The organism is Dyella sp. BiH032, assembly GCF_031954525.1.
GTDB lineage: Bacteria > Pseudomonadota > Gammaproteobacteria > Xanthomonadales > Rhodanobacteraceae > Dyella_D.
Window position 1 is genome coordinate 2,451,518 of sequence record NZ_CP134867.1, and the last position, 14,675, is coordinate 2,466,192.

Sequence of the window (14,675 nt, forward strand, 5' to 3'; positions counted from 1 at the left end):
GACATGGGCAAGATCATCGGCATCGACCTGGGTACGACCAACTCCTGCGTCGCCATCATGGATGGCGGCAGTACCAAGGTGATCGAGAACGCGGAAGGCGATCGCACCACCCCGTCGATCGTTGCGTTCACCAAGGACGGCGAAGTGCTGGTGGGCGCGCCGGCCAAGCGCCAGAGCGTGACCAATCCCAAGAACACCTTCTACGCGGTGAAGCGCCTGATCGGCCGCAAGTTCACCGACGCCGAGGTCCAGAAGGACCTGCACATCGTGCCGTATGGCATCGTCGCGCACGACAACGGCGACGCGTGGGTCGCCACCGCCGACGGCAAGAAGATGGCGCCGCAGGAGATCTCCGCGAAGGTGCTGATGAAGATGAAGAAGACCGCCGAGGATTATCTCGGCGAGCCGGTGACCGAAGCCGTGATCACCGTGCCGGCCTACTTCAACGACAGCCAGCGCCAGGCCACCAAGGACGCCGGCAAGATCGCGGGCCTGGAAGTCAAGCGCATCATCAACGAGCCGACCGCGGCCGCGCTGGCTTACGGTCTCGACAAGAAGGGCGGCGACCGCAAGATCGCGGTGTACGACCTGGGCGGCGGCACCTTCGACGTGTCGATCATCGAGATCGCCGACGTCGACGGCGAGAAGCAGTTCGAGGTGCTGGCCACCAACGGCGACACCTTCCTGGGCGGCGAAGACTTCGACCTGCGCGTCATCGACTACCTCGTCGAGGAGTTCAAGAAGGACCAGGGCATGGATCTGCGCAAGGATCCGCTGGCCCTGCAGCGCCTGAAGGACGCGGCCGAGCGCGCCAAGATCGAGCTGTCCTCCAGCCACCAGACCGAAGTGAACCTGCCGTACATCACGGCCGATGCTTCCGGTCCGAAGCACCTGAACATCAAGCTGACCCGCGCCAAGCTCGAGGCGCTGGTGGAAGACCTGGTCAAGCGCACGATCGACCCGTGCCGCACCGCGCTCAACGACGCCGGCCTGCGCGTGTCCGACATCGATGAGGTGATCCTGGTCGGCGGTCAGACCCGTATGCCGAAGGTGCAGGAGTCGGTGAAGGACTTCTTCGGCAAGGAGCCGCGCAAGGACGTTAACCCGGATGAGGCCGTGGCCGTAGGCGCGGCGATCCAGGGCGGCGTGCTGGGCGGTTCGGTGAAGGATGTGCTGCTGCTGGACGTGACCCCGCTGTCGCTGGGCATCGAGACCATGGGCGGCGTGATGACCAAGCTGATCGAGAAGAACACCACGGTGCCGACCAAGGCCTCGCAGGTGTTCTCCACCGCCGACGACAACCAGACCGCGGTGACCGTGCATGTGCTGCAGGGTGAGCGCGAGCGCGCCAGCGCCAACAAGTCGCTGGGCAAGTTCGACCTCACCGGCATCGATGCGGCGCCGCGCGGCATGCCGCAGATCGAAGTGACCTTCGACATCGACGCCAACGGCATCCTGCACGTGTCGGCCAAGGACAAGAAGACCGGCAAGGAACAGAAGATCGAGATCAAGGCCGGTTCGGGCCTGTCCGAGGAAGAGATCGCCCGCATGGTCGCGGACGCCGAGGCCAACAAGGAAGAGGACAAGAAGTTCCAGGAACTGGTCAGCACCCGCAACAAGGCCGACCAGCTGGTGCATGCCACCCGCAGCGCGCTGAAGGAGCACGGCGGCAAGGTGCCGGGCGAGCAGCTCAGCACGATCGAGGGCGCGCTGGCCGAACTGGAGAAAGCGAAGGACGGCGACGACAAGGCCGCGATCGAAGCCAAGATCGAGAAGCTGGAGCAGGCTGCCCAGTCGCTGTACGCGGTCGCCCAGGGCGGCGGCGCGGCCGGTGGTCCCCAGGCTGGCCCGCAGGGTTCGGCCCAGGCCGACGACGTGGTCGATGCCGAGTTCACCGAAGTGAAGGGCGACGACAAGAAGTGACGGACGGATCGGCCCTGCCGATCTGACCCAGCCCGCGCCCGGGGTTCGATCCAGGCGCGGGCTGTTTCTTGAAGGAGTTCTCGAGGGGACATGGATCGCTGCGATTCATGGCACAGCGATTCGAGTCGGAAACCAGCATGAGCAAGCGCGACTACTACGAAATCCTCGGCGTCGAGCGCACGGTCACCGAGGCCGAACTGAAGAAGGCCTTCCGTCGCCTGGCGATGAAGTACCACCCGGACCGTTGTCCGGACGATCCGCATGCGCAGGAGAAGTTCAAGGAGGCGAAGGAAGCCTACGAAGTGCTCTCCGATCCGCAGAAGCGTTCCCTGTACGACCAGCACGGCCACGCCGCCTTCGAGGCAGGCATGGGCGGCCGCGGCGCGGGCGGTTTCGGCGACATGGGCGACATCTTCGGCGATATCTTCGGGGACATCTTCGGCATGGGCGGCGGCGGGCGCTCGCGATCGCGCCGCGGCGCGGATCTGCGCTACCTGATGGAGCTGGATCTCGAAGAAGCCGTGTTCGGCATCGAGAAGAGCATCCAGGTGCCGACCCAGGTGAACTGCCACCACTGCAACGGCTCTGGTTCCGAGGACGGCAAGACGGTGCAGTGCCGTACCTGCAACGGCCACGGCCGCGTGCGCATGCAGAACGGCATCTTCTCGATTCAGCAGACCTGCCCGCATTGCGGCGGCGCCGGTCAGGCGATCGAAAAGCCCTGCAAACAGTGCCACGGCGAGGGGCGGCTGGAAGAGACCCGCACGCTTTCTGTGCGCATTCCGGCGGGCGTCGACACAGGCGACCGCATCCGGCTGACGGGCCAGGGCGAAGCAGGCGGCCCCGGCGGTGAATCCGGCGACCTATACGTGGAAGTGCACGTGCGCGAGCACCCGATTTTCCAGCGGCAGGGCAACGACCTGTATTGCGAGCTGCCGATCCGTTTCGGGCAGGCGGCGCTCGGCGACGAACTGATGGTGCCGACGCTGGAAGGCGAGGTGCCGATCCAGATCCCGCCGGAGACGCAGACCGGGCAGCAGTTCCGCCTGCGCGGACGCGGCGTCAAGTCGGTGCGCAGCGGCCGCACGGGCGACTTGATCTGCCACGTGGTGGTGGAAACGCCGGTGCGCCTGACCAAGCAGCAGCGCGAGCTGATGGAGCAACTGGAAGCCACCTTTGCCGGCGGCGAAGCCGACAAGCACACGCCGCGCGCCAAGACCTGGGTCGACGGGGTGAAGCAGTTCTGGTCGCGTGTCACCTCCTGACGGGGTTCGCGCCGGCGCTCGCCGGCGCTAGCATCGTCGCCCCGTCGCCGTCGTCTTCAGGAGTGCCCGCATGAGCCGTCCGCTTCGCCTCGCCATCGTCGGCGCCACGGGCCGCATGGGACGGGCGCTGCTCGATCTGCTGCGGGACGACGACCGGTTCGAACTGGCCGCGGCGCTGGCCTCCTCGTCGCGGCTGGGCGAGCCGGTCTATCCCGGCGACGGCGGCATGCGTTTCACCGGCGAATGGCCGGAAACCGCGCCGGACGTGGCGATCGACTTCAGCGGGCCGACCGGCCTTGCGGCGGCGCTGGCGCATTGCCGGGCGCACAAGATCGCCCTGGTCACGGGCACCACGGGGCTCGATAAGACCCTGCAAGACCAGTTGGCGGAGGCGGCGTCGGACATCCCGGTGCTGCGCGCGGCCAACTTCAGCCTAGGCGTCGCGGTATTGCGCCGCCTGGTGCGCGAGGCGGCCGCGGCGCTGCCGGATTGGGACCTGGACATCCTCGAGGCGCACCACAACCGCAAGGTGGATGCCCCTTCGGGCACGGCCCTGGCGCTGGGCGAAGCCGCCGCGGCCGGGCGTGGCGTCGCCCTGGCGGAGAGCGCCGTCTATGCGCGCGAAGGCGTGACGGGCGCGCGCCGCGAAGGCAGCATCGGTTTCGCCGTGGTGCGCGGCGGCGACATCGTGGGCGAGCACGAGGTGTGGGTGATAGGGCAGGGCGAGCGGGTGGAGCTCAACCACCGGGCGACCGACCGCTCGATCTTCGCCCGTGGCGCCATCGAAGCCGCGCACTGGCTGGCCGGCCGCGAGCCCGGCGTCTATGACCTCGACGCCATGCTGGCCGATCGCGTGCGCCGCTGATTGGCTTGTCCCGGCCGGGCGGGGCCGCTAACATCCCGCCCGTTGTCATTGGGGAGTAGCCATCCTCACCCCCTGAAAGCTTTCGGGCTTTCGCTCCAGAGGAATTCGTGTCAACAGACTTGAGGCTTGCCTCATGGCGCGAATGGCGACCGCCACCGGGTCCCGGTGGCTGGCGGCCCGGCGAGACCTTTGGCCACGACGCGCTCACCCAGGCCGGGCGAGGCGCGTCGTTGCGCCATGGGTTATCCGCTCGCCCGGCCTTGGAAACCGTTCCATGCTCACCGCGTTGCTGTTCCTGCTTTCCGCCGGCGCGATCTACGTCGCCTGCGAATACTTCGTCAATGGCGTCGAATGGTTCGGCCGCAAGCTCGACCTGGGCGCCACCGCGACCGGCACGGTGCTTGCCGCCTTCGGCACCGCGTTGCCGGAGAGCGCCGTGACGTTCGTGGCCGTGGTGCTCGGCCGCACACCCGAGCAGAAGGACATCGGCGTAGGCGCCGCGCTAGGCGGGCCGCTGGTGCTGGCCACCATCGCCTATGCGGTGGTCGGCGCGGCCTTGTGGGCCAACCGCCGGCGGCTGCAACGTGCCGACGCGATGGTGCGGGTGGAGCATCGCCGCCTGGCGCGGGACCAGTCCTGGTTCCTGGCCATCTTCGTGGTGAAGTGCGGGCTGGGTCTGATCGCTTTCGCCTGGAAGCCCTGGCTCGGTGTGTTGTTCCTGGTCGCCTATGCGCTTTACGTGTGGCGCGAGCTGAAGGACGACGACACCGCGCCGGAGGAGGAAGAACTGGAGCCGCTGAAGTTCCAGCCCAAGGCGCTCGACCCTGCACTGTCGCGCGTGCTGCTGCAGACCACGCTGGCCCTGCTAGTGATCGCCTTCGCCTCGCACACCTTCGTCAAGCAGATCGAAGCGATCGGCATCGCGCTGCAGCTGTCGCCGCATCTGGTAGCCCTGGTGCTTAGCCCGGTGGCGACGGAGCTGCCGGAAACGGTGAATGCATTGATCTGGGTGCGCCAGGGCAAGGAGCGTCTGGCGCTGGCCAACATCTCGGGCGCGATGATGATCCAGGCCACCATTCCCAGCGCGCTGGCGATCTTCGCCACGCCGTGGCTGTTCGATGCGCCGCTGATGGTGGCCGGCGTGTTGACCGGCGTCGCGGTGATCTTCCTGTGGTGGCTGTTCCGCCGCGGTCGCGTGGATGCCCGTTGGATCGTGCCGGTGGGCGCGCTGTACGGCGTGTTCGCGGCGTACGTCGCCTGGCATTTCGCGGCATGAGCCAGAGCTGCGCCGATGATTTCGCCGGCGCCGCCTGCACTAGCCGCCGATGCCGCCGCCGCTCATCAGCAACCCGAAGCATGCGGCCACGAGCAGCAGGACGACGGCCACGATCGAAGCCAGGCCCAGCAGCATGCCCCGGCCGGTACGTGTCCTGCCGTTGGTAAGGAACAGGACGGCGACGATCAGGATCGCTACCGGTGGCGCCAGCCAGAATGCGATATTGATCGGCCCGACGATCAGGCTGCCGCCGATCATGATCGCCCAGGCCAGGCCGATGCCGCCGAGCAGCGAGCCCTGGCTGTCGCGAGGATTCGGTGGTGCCGCGGAGCCGGGAGGGTCGGGCGGCAGCGGCGCCGGGCCGGAGGGTGGCAACTGCTCGCTCATGCGGACGTCCTCTCGATGTGGCGGGCCTGCTCGATTTCGCGCCGCAGTGCTTCCAGCTTGGCGGCCTTGTCGTCGCGGTAGAACAAGTTGAACGTATCGAACGGAATGATGCGCCCGTCCGGCTGGGCGATGTGCACGCAGGACTTTTTCACTGCGCGCAGATCGAAGCCGTGCGCATCGATGAACTGCATGATCAGTACACGGAACACGTTGCGATAGCCCAGGTCCGCCGGCGCCTGCACTTGGGGCAGGCAGCACAGCAGGTCGGACAGCGAGCAGGCCTGCGATTCCGGGGAGTGGTTGGTGGCGAACAGCTCGAACACGTGCGCGCGCAGTTCCTCGTCGCGCTCCACCACGATGGTGTTGCGGCCCTTGCCGACAAGCGTCTCCGGCGAGACGAAGCGGGTGAGCGGTACGACCTGCTCGCCCAGCTTGAGTGCATAGGCCATGGCCAGGCAGTCCGGGTTGCAGGGCACGGGGATCAGGTCGTCGGGACGGAACACGCCGCTTTGCTCGAGGATGCGGCGGCGCACTTCGCTGAGCGTCAGCCGATCGCGCTCCGGGTCGTAGCCTTCCAGGCGGCCGGCGGCCTGGATCGGCTGGAAGGTCACGCCGCGCACGCAGGGCTGGGTGAGTGCGAAGTCGATGATCTCGCCCAGTTCGCCGTCGTTGAGCCCCTTCTTCACCGTCACCACCAGCGTGGTGGAGATGTCGTGGCGGTTGAGGTGTTCGAGCGCCTTCAGGCGCACATCGCGCAGCTTTGCGCCGCGCAGGTCCTTGTGGACCTCGTCACGCAGCGAGTCGAATTGCAGATAGAGCTCGAAGCCTGGCTGGTAGGTGGCGAGGCGCGCGGCGAAGTCGGGCTCCTTCGCAATGCGCAGGCCATTGGTATTCACCATCAGGTGGCGGATCGGCCGACGCTTCGCCGCGTCCAGGATGGCGAAGAAATCGGGGTGCAGCGTGGGTTCGCCGCCCGAGAGCTGTACCACGTCCGGTTCGCCCTCGTTGGCCACGACCGCATCCAGCATGCGTTCCACCGTGGCCAGGTCGCGGAAGCCGGGGCGATGCGGGCCGCTTTCCGCATAGCAGATGGGGCAGCGCAGGTTGCAGTGGTCGGTGATCTCCACCAGCGTCAGGCAGGAGTGCTGCATGTGCTCAGGGCACAGACCGCAGTCGTATGGGCAGCCGAAATGCTGCGGAGTGTTGAAACGCTGGGGCAGTTCCGGCGGTTTGATGTAGATCTCGCGGCACTGCCGGTAGTACGCCGCGTCGTCGGCCAGCAGCACGCGTTCGCGGCCGTGATGCGGGCACCATTTCTCGAGGTAGACGCGCTCGTCCTTGATGAGCACTTTCGCTTCCACCCGGCGCAGGCAGGTTGTGCAGACCGATACCGCGCTGTCGTAGAAGAGATATGGCCTTACCTTGGCTCCCACGCGTCGTGCCTCCTGGCGAACAGCGCCCGCAGGATGCGGGGCAGGTCGCGATGGTAATAGAGCAATCCCGCGATACACAGCAACTGCAGGCCGGAGAGCGCATGCAGATAGGCGTAGGGCAGGGGCTTGATCCATTCCACCAGCAGGCGGAACGAGAGGTAGCCGATCATGAAGGCACGGAAGCGGTCGCCGGGGCGGGCGAGGGCGTGGCGGCGCGCATGGATCAGCGCGTACTGGGCCAGCAGGAAGGCGATCTCGTACAGCTGGGTGGGATGCCGCGGCTGGCCGTCGCCGAAGTCGACGCCCCAGGGCAGTGAGGTAGGGTTGCCGTAGGTGTGGTCGGACAAGCCGGCCAGGAAGCAGCCCACGCGGCCGATGCACATGCCCACGGTCAGCGGCAGCACGAAGGCATCGCCGGTGGATGGGCGCACGCCGGCTATTTTCTTCGCCAGTTCTACGCCAAGCAGGCCGCCGAGCAGTGCACCGACGATCGACTTGCCTTCGATCAGCCGCGCCAGGTCGGGAAAGTTCGCGAAGGCCGCCAGCGGGTCGTCGATCCAGAACGCCAGCTTCGCTCCCAGAGCCGCGCCCACGATGGCGCCGACGCCGACCCAGGCCACGTGGTCGTCATGGGCGAAGGCATGGGGCGCGACTTTCTTGCGCGTCCACAGGAAGGTGCGGAAGCCGACCGCGTAGGCCAGCGCCTCGAAAAGCGTGTGCAGCGCGACGGGGCTCATGAATGGCCCGGCATTGCGCTCAGGACTCGCCCAGCCGTGTCAGTTCCAGCTTGGCGGCCTTGAGCCAGGCCTGTTCCTTGCGGCGGTAATAGCCGGGCATCAGCTTGGCGCGGCGCAGTTGCGCTTCAAATACGTCGCGCGCCTCGGCGAGGCGCTGGTGACGGCCGAGCAGGCGACCATAACGGAAGCGGCCTTCCTCGCCGGGGTAGCTGTCGGCCAGCACGCGGTATTCCTCCAGCGCGGCATCGGTCTCGCCCAGTTCCTCCAGGCAGCGGGCATAGAGCAGATGCCCTTCGCTGGAACGGTAGGAAGGATTGGCCGCGATCAGGGCCTCGAGGGTCTGCCGGGCCTCGGTGTACGCACCGCTGCCGGCCTGCGCCTGGGCCAGGCCCAGCATGAAGTCCGGTTCGGTGGCGTACATGCCGACGAGCAGGCTGCGGAACAGCTCCTGGGCATTGGCGTAATCGCCGAGGTCGAGGCACTCCTGGGCCAGCCGGCGGCGGTTGTCGACGGTGTCGCTCAGCTCCAGCCGGCGCTGCAGCTCGCGGCGGCGGCGCTGCGGGTCGATCACCTGCATGGCCTTGCTGGCGGCCTGGCGGCCGCGCGGATCGTGCCGCAGGTCCGGAAGTACGGCGACCAGCACGTAGACGGCGACGGCGAGATACGAGCCGATCAGGATCAGCCAGATCCAGTAGAGCGGGCGTCCGCTGCGCACCACATGCACGGCGCAGCCCACCTGCAGGGCCAGGGACAGCAGAACGACGACGGGCATGCCCTCTCCTTGGAGCCTGTTCATGGCCTTCCCGTGCCCCGCGCCGGGATCGGTTTGCGCGCAGGGCAAGGAAGAGCGAAGGGGGTGTACGTCGGTACACGACCGAAGCGCCGGATGCTACGACAGCCGGGCGCGCCGGGGAATCCGCCGGGAGGCCGGTTCAGTCGCGATGGGCGGCGCTGCGGTCGCGGTCCGCGCCGAGTTTGCGATCCAGCGAGCCGAACAGCTTCTTGAAGGCCCGGGCGAACTTGCCGCGCTTGGTCTTGCGCAGCTTTTCCTCCTCGCTGGTGAGCCAGGCCACCTGGATCACCCGGCGCTCGCCCTCGTAGGGCAGGTGGCCGTGGAAGGAATTCTCGCAACGCTTGAACACCGCGAACTCGCCGTACAGCGGCTTCAGCTCCGGCGCCACGATGTCGTCGATGTTGTCGATGCTGCCCAGGAAGCGCAGGCAGCCGTCGCTGGTGTCCGGCCACTGCGTGTTGAGGTAGAGCAGGGCGGTGGCCACTTTCGACTTGCTGTCGGTGTGGATGGTGCCGTGGCGCTTGTTGAGCGAGCGGCACAGGGTCACCAGGGTCGGGTACTGGCCGAGGTTGTCGATGCCCAGCTTCTTGCCGATCGCGCCGGCGAATTCCGGCGTGGTCAGGCGTTCGACCAGCGCATTGACCGTAGGGCCGCAATCGCTGGGGTCGTAGGGGAAGAAGCCGGCGCTCGTGTACCGCGGGAAATCGCGTTCCAGGTCGGAGCGCAATTCGTCGGGCAGCTGTCCATGGGCGATCATGAACGGGAACGGCTCGAGCCTGATTTCCGTGTCCGGCCGGTCGAGACGGGCAGGATCGAGCAGGACGGCAGCGCTCATGGACGTGTGCATCTCCTTTTGAACGGGCGCTAGTGTAACGCTTGTGCGGTCATCGGGCGGACACAAACACGCATCTTTCACGCTCCGCGCGGTGGACAGAAAGGTCGCTCACGCCTATCATTGCGACCCGCCCTGAGACTTTCCTCGACCAAGGTCCACAAGCTGCTTCGCAGCGGCTTGCGGACTTTGCTGCACCTAAAAGGCGGCCCCTTCCATGCCTATTTCCGCTCTGCTTGCCCTCGAAGACGGCAGCGTGTTCCACGGCCAGGCCGTGGGCGCGACTGGTGAAACCGTCGGCGAGGTGGTGTTCAACACCGCCATGACCGGCTACCAGGAGATCCTCACGGATCCCTCGTACTCGCGTCAGATCGTCACCCTCACGTACCCCCACATCGGCAACACCGGCGTCAACGCCGAGGACGCCGAGTCGCTGGCCGTGCACGCCGCCGGCCTGATCGTGCGCGACGTGCCGCGTCGCGCCAGCAACTGGCGCAGCACGGAAAGCCTGCCCGATTACCTCAAGCGCCTGGGCATCGTCGCCATTGCCGGTATCGACACCCGCCGACTCACCCGCATCCTGCGCGACAAGGGCGCGCTGGCCGGCTGCATCGTGGCCGGCGAGAACGTCGACGCCGAGGCCGCGCTGGCCAAGGCGCGCGCCTTCCCTGGCCTCAACGGCATGGACCTGGCCAAGGTGGTGAGCGCGACCAAGCCCTACACCTGGAAGGAGGGCACCTACGACCTGGATCGCACGGCCTTCGAGCAGCCGGCCATGCGCTTCAAGGTGGTGGCCTACGACTACGGCGTGAAGTTCAACATCCTGCGCCTGCTCGCCGCGCAGGGCTGCGACATCACCGTGGTGCCGGCGCAGACGCCTGCGTCCGAGGTGCTGGCGATGAAGCCCGACGGCGTGTTCCTCTCCAACGGCCCCGGCGACCCGGCGGCTTGCGATTACGCGATCGCCGCCACGCGCGAGTTCCTGGACGCGAAGATCCCGCTGTTCGGCATCTGCCTGGGCCACCAGATCATGGGCCTGGCGCTGGGCGCCAAGACGCTGAAGATGAAGTTCGGCCACCACGGTGCGAACCATCCGGTGAAGGACCTCGACGACGGCCGCGTGCTGATCACCTCGCAGAACCACGGTTTCGCGGTGGACCCGGTCACGCTGCCGGCGAATGTGCGAGTGACCCACACCTCGCTGTTCGACGGTTCGCTGCAAGGCTTCGCGCTTACCGACCGCCCGGCGTTCTGCTTCCAGGGCCACCCGGAAGCGAGCCCAGGACCCCACGATATTGGTTACCTATTCGATCGTTTCGCCACCCTGATGGAGGAGGCCCGCAAGCATGGCTAAGCGCACCGACATCAAGAGCATCCTCATCATCGGCGCCGGCCCGATCGTGATCGGCCAGGCCTGCGAGTTCGACTATTCGGGCGCGCAGGCGTGCAAGGCGCTGAAGGAAGAGGGCTACCGGGTCATCCTGGTCAACTCCAACCCCGCCACGATCATGACCGACCCGGAGACCGCCGATGCGGTCTACATCGAGCCGATCAACTGGCAGACGGTGGAGCGCATCATCGCCAAGGAGCGCCCGGACGCGGTGCTGCCCACCATGGGCGGCCAGACGGGCCTCAACTGCGCGCTGGATCTGGCGGACAACGGCGTTCTCGAAAAGTACGGCGTCGAGCTGATCGGCGCGTCGCGCGAGGCCATCCGCATGGCCGAAGACCGCGAGCTGTTCCGCGTGGCCATGGCCGACATCGGGCTGGAGTGCCCGAAGGCTGAGGTGGTTCGCACCTTCGAGCAGGCGCTGCAGGCGCAGGCGAAGGTGGGCTTCCCCACGATCATCCGTCCGAGCTTCACGCTCGGTGGTTCGGGTGGCGGCATCGCCTACAACAAGGAAGAGTTTGAAGAGATCGTCAAGCGCGGTCTGGAACTCTCGCCGGTGGGTGAAGTGCTGGTCGAGGAATCCGTGCTCGGCTGGAAGGAGTTCGAGATGGAAGTGGTCCGCGACAAGGCGGACAACTGCATCATCGTCTGCTCGATCGAGAACCTCGATCCGATGGGCGTGCATACCGGCGACTCGATCACCGTCGCGCCGGCGCAGACGCTCACCGACAAGGAATACCAGCGCCTGCGCGATGCCTCCATCGCGGTGCTGCGCAAGATCGGCGTGGACACCGGCGGCTCCAACGTGCAGTTCGGCATCAATGCCGAGAACGGCCGCGTGGTGGTGATCGAGATGAATCCGCGCGTCTCGCGCTCTTCGGCGCTCGCATCGAAGGCCACCGGCTTCCCGATCGCCAAGATCGCCGCGAAGCTGGCCGTGGGCTACACGCTGGACGAGCTGAAGAACGACATCACCGGCGGCCTGACTCCGGCCTCGTTCGAGCCGACCATCGACTACGTGGTCACCAAGATTCCGCGCTTCGCCTTCGAGAAGTTCCCGTCGGCCGACGCGCGCCTGACCACGCAGATGAAGTCGGTGGGCGAGGTGATGGCGATGGGCCGCACCTTCCACGAGTCGCTGCAGAAGGCGCTGCGCGGCCTGGAGATCGGCAAGACCGGCCTCAACCCGACCGGCGTGGACTTCACCACGGACGAAGGCCTGGCCGCACTCAAGCGCGAGCTGCGCGAGCCGCGCCCCGATCGCGTGTTCCACCTGGCCGATGCGTTCCGCGCGGGGCTGTCGCTGGAGGAGGTCTATGGCCTCAGCCGCGTCGACCCATGGTTCCTCGCCGCGTTCGAGGACATCGTGCTGACCGAGAAGGACGTGCAGGCGCAGGGCATCACCGCGCTCGACGCCCCGCGTATGCGCGAACTCAAGCGCATGGGCTTCTCCGATGCGCGCATCGCCGAGCTGACCAGCTCCGACGAGGGTGCCATCCGCCACCTGCGCCGCACGCTGGGGGTGCGCCCGGTGTACAAGCGCGTGGACTCCTGCGCCGCCGAGTTCGCCACCACCACGGCCTACATGTACTCGACCTACGAGGAAGAGTGCGAGGCCAACCCGACGAACCGCGACAAGATCATGGTGCTGGGCGGCGGTCCGAACCGCATCGGCCAGGGCATCGAATTCGACTACTGCTGCGTGCACGCGGCGCTCGCGCTGCGCGAGGACGGGTTCGAGACCATCATGGTCAATTGCAACCCGGAAACCGTCTCGACCGACTACGACACCTCCGACCGCCTGTACTTCGAGCCGCTGACGCTCGAGGACGTGCTGGAGATCGTGGACCTGGAGAAGCCCAAGGGTGTGATCGTGCAATACGGCGGCCAGACGCCGCTGAAGCTGGCGCGCGCGCTCGAAGCGGCCGGTGCGCCGATCATCGGCACCACGCCGGACTCGATCGACCTGGCGGAAGACCGCGAGCGCTTCCAGCAGATGATCGAGAAAATCGGCCTGAAGCAGCCGCCGAACCGTACCGCGCGCAACGCCGACGAGGCGCTGGCGCTGGCGCGCGAGATCGGCTACCCGCTGGTGGTGCGCCCGAGCTACGTGCTGGGCGGCCGCGCGATGGAAATCGTCTACGGCGATGCCGATCTTTCGCGCTACATCCGCGAGGCCGTGCAGGTCTCGAATGATTCGCCGGTGCTGCTGGATCGCTTCCTCGACCACGCCGTCGAAGTGGACGTGGACGTCATCGCCGACGCCGAGGGCAACGTGCTGGTAGGCGGCATCATGGAGCACATCGAGGAAGCGGGCGTGCATTCCGGCGACTCGTCCTGCTCGCTGCCGCCGTACTCGCTGACCAAGGAAGTGCAGGACGAACTGCGCCGCCAGGTCGCCTTGATGGCGAAGGAGCTGAAGGTCGTCGGCCTGATGAACACCCAGTTCGCCATCCAGGGCGACACGGTGTACATCCTGGAGGTCAACCCGCGCGCCTCGCGCACCGTGCCGTTCGTGTCCAAGGCCACCGGCGTGCCGTTGGCGAAGATCGCCGCGCGCGCCATGGCGGGCCGCACGCTGCCGGCGCAGAACGCGACGCGCGAAGTGATTCCGTCGTACTACTCGGTGAAGGAAGCGATCTTCCCGTTCCTGAAGTTCCAGAACGTGGATCCGATCCTCGGCCCCGAGATGCGCTCCACCGGCGAGGTGATGGGCGTGGGCCGCAGCTTCGGCGCTGCCTTCGCGCGCGGCCACGACGCGGCCGGCATCAAGACGCCGCCGAAGGGCAAGGTATTCGTGTCGGTACGTGATGCCGACAAGGATCGCCTGGTGCCGGTGGCGAAGGATGCGCTGTCGCGCGGCTTCACCCTGGTCGCCACCGAGGGCACGGCCAAGTACCTGGCCGAGCACGGCGTGGCCTGCGAGCGGATCAACAAGGTGGCCGAGGGTCGTCCGCATATCGTCGACCTGATCAAGAACGGCGAGATCGTCTATATCGTCAACACCACCGAGGGCAAGCAGGCCATCGCCGACTCGTTCTCGATCCGCCGCGAAGCGCTGCAGCATCGCGTCACCTACTCAACCACCGTCGCGGGAGCCCGTGCGCTGGTGCATTCGCTGGACTTCCATGGCGCCGGCGACGTGCACAGCCTGCAGGAGCTGCACAAGGAGCTGAAAGCATGAGTCGTGCACCCATCACCAAGGCCGGTTCCGAACGCCTGCGCGCCGAGCTGGATCGTCTGAAGTCCGTAGACCGGCCGCGCATCATCGCGGCCATTGCCGAAGCGCGCGCGCACGGCGACCTGAAGGAGAACGCCGAGTACCATGCGGCGCGCGAGCAGCAGAGCTTCATCGAGGGGCGCATCGCCGAGCTCGAGGCCGCGCTGTCGACCGCCGAGGTGATCGACGTGACCCGCCTCAATCCCGGTTCCCGCGTGGTGTTCGGTGCCATCGTGGACCTGGAGGACGAGGACAGCGGCGAGGCGGTGACCTACCAGATCGTGGGCGACCTGGAGGCGGACATCAAACAGCGCCTGATCGCGGTGTCCTCGCCGATCGCCCGCGCGCTGATCGGCAAGAGCGCCGACGACAGCTTCGAATTTCAGGCGCCGAATGGCATGAAGCGCTATGTGATCACCGGCGTGCGCTACAACTGAGCCATGCCCCCGCGCCCGGCTTGCCGGGCGCGGGGATCGTCTGGCAGGTTCCACGGAAAGACAGGCAATAAAAAAGGGCCGCGAATGCGGCCCTTTTTCTGACTCGTCGCGGCTGAA

Annotated in this window: 12 protein-coding genes and 1 riboswitch; of the genes, 7 read left to right on the forward strand and 5 right to left on the reverse strand. The window is 66.9% G+C overall.

Translation table 11 applies throughout. The annotated features are described in order from the left end of the window. Positions 1-3: 3 nt before the first annotated feature. The 4 genes from dnaK to RKE25_RS11020 all read left to right on the forward strand — a co-directional run bounded on the left by dnaK (position 4) and on the right by RKE25_RS11020 (position 5,329). Positions 4-1,923, forward strand: a complete 1,920-nt coding sequence (gene dnaK, locus RKE25_RS11005) for a molecular chaperone DnaK (protein WP_311842257.1) — start codon at positions 4-6, stop codon at positions 1,921-1,923. A gap of 137 nt (positions 1,924-2,060) precedes the next feature. Next, on the forward strand, positions 2,061-3,188 hold the full coding sequence (gene dnaJ / locus RKE25_RS11010; RefSeq protein WP_311842381.1) for a molecular chaperone DnaJ: 1,128 nt from the start codon (positions 2,061-2,063) through the stop codon (positions 3,186-3,188). A gap of 70 nt (positions 3,189-3,258) precedes the next feature. Beyond that, positions 3,259-4,053 (forward strand): 4-hydroxy-tetrahydrodipicolinate reductase, encoded by a 795-nt coding sequence (gene dapB / locus RKE25_RS11015; RefSeq protein ID WP_311842258.1) that lies wholly within the window; start codon positions 3,259-3,261, stop codon positions 4,051-4,053. A gap of 38 nt (positions 4,054-4,091) precedes the next feature. Next, a riboswitch (yybP-ykoY riboswitch) is annotated at positions 4,092-4,224 on the forward strand. Between the two features lie 103 nt (positions 4,225-4,327). Then, positions 4,328-5,329, forward strand: coding sequence for a sodium:calcium antiporter (locus tag RKE25_RS11020; protein ID WP_311842259.1), 1,002 nt, complete (start codon positions 4,328-4,330; stop codon positions 5,327-5,329). Positions 5,330-5,368: 39 nt separating this feature from the next. Here the strand turns inward: RKE25_RS11020 and RKE25_RS11025 are convergent, their stop codons facing one another. The 5 genes from RKE25_RS11025 to RKE25_RS11045 all read right to left on the reverse strand — a co-directional run bounded on the left by RKE25_RS11025 (position 5,369) and on the right by RKE25_RS11045 (position 9,514). Beyond that, positions 5,369-5,716: a hypothetical protein gene (locus RKE25_RS11025; protein ID WP_311842260.1), complete on the reverse strand. Its 348-nt coding sequence runs from the start codon at positions 5,714-5,716 to the stop codon at positions 5,369-5,371. Further along, positions 5,713-7,149, reverse strand: coding sequence for a radical SAM protein (locus RKE25_RS11030; protein WP_311842261.1), 1,437 nt, complete (start codon positions 7,147-7,149; stop codon positions 5,713-5,715). The genes RKE25_RS11025 and RKE25_RS11030 overlap by 4 nt, the downstream gene beginning before the upstream one ends. Then, positions 7,134-7,886: a prolipoprotein diacylglyceryl transferase family protein gene (locus RKE25_RS11035; protein ID WP_311842262.1), complete on the reverse strand. Its 753-nt coding sequence runs from the start codon at positions 7,884-7,886 to the stop codon at positions 7,134-7,136. Before RKE25_RS11035 ends, RKE25_RS11030 begins: the two co-directional genes overlap by 16 nt. 19 nt (positions 7,887-7,905) lie before the next feature. Further along, positions 7,906-8,658 carry a tetratricopeptide repeat protein gene (locus RKE25_RS11040; RefSeq protein WP_311842263.1) on the reverse strand — a complete coding sequence of 251 codons (753 nt, stop codon included), beginning with the start codon at positions 8,656-8,658 and terminating at the stop codon, positions 7,906-7,908. Positions 8,659-8,818: 160 nt separating this feature from the next. Continuing rightward, on the reverse strand, positions 8,819-9,514 hold the full coding sequence (locus RKE25_RS11045) for a 2OG-Fe(II) oxygenase (RefSeq protein WP_311842264.1): 696 nt from the start codon (positions 9,512-9,514) through the stop codon (positions 8,819-8,821). A gap of 214 nt (positions 9,515-9,728) precedes the next feature. On the opposite strand from RKE25_RS11045, the gene carA reads away from it, so the two are divergent. From carA to greA, 3 genes are read left to right on the forward strand one after another with little or no spacing between them, the layout of a single operon-like run. Further along, positions 9,729-10,865 carry a glutamine-hydrolyzing carbamoyl-phosphate synthase small subunit gene (gene carA / locus RKE25_RS11050; protein WP_311842265.1) on the forward strand — a complete coding sequence of 379 codons (1,137 nt, stop codon included), beginning with the start codon at positions 9,729-9,731 and terminating at the stop codon, positions 10,863-10,865. Further along, complete coding sequence (gene carB / locus RKE25_RS11055) at positions 10,858-14,085, forward strand: carbamoyl-phosphate synthase large subunit (RefSeq protein WP_311842266.1); 3,228 nt, start codon at positions 10,858-10,860, stop codon at positions 14,083-14,085. Before carA ends, carB begins: the two co-directional genes overlap by 8 nt. Next, entirely contained in the window at positions 14,082-14,558 is a 477-nt protein-coding gene (gene greA / locus RKE25_RS11060) for a transcription elongation factor GreA (RefSeq protein WP_311842267.1), read from the forward strand. The genes carB and greA overlap by 4 nt, the downstream gene beginning before the upstream one ends. The last annotated feature ends 117 nt before the right edge of the window (positions 14,559-14,675 follow it).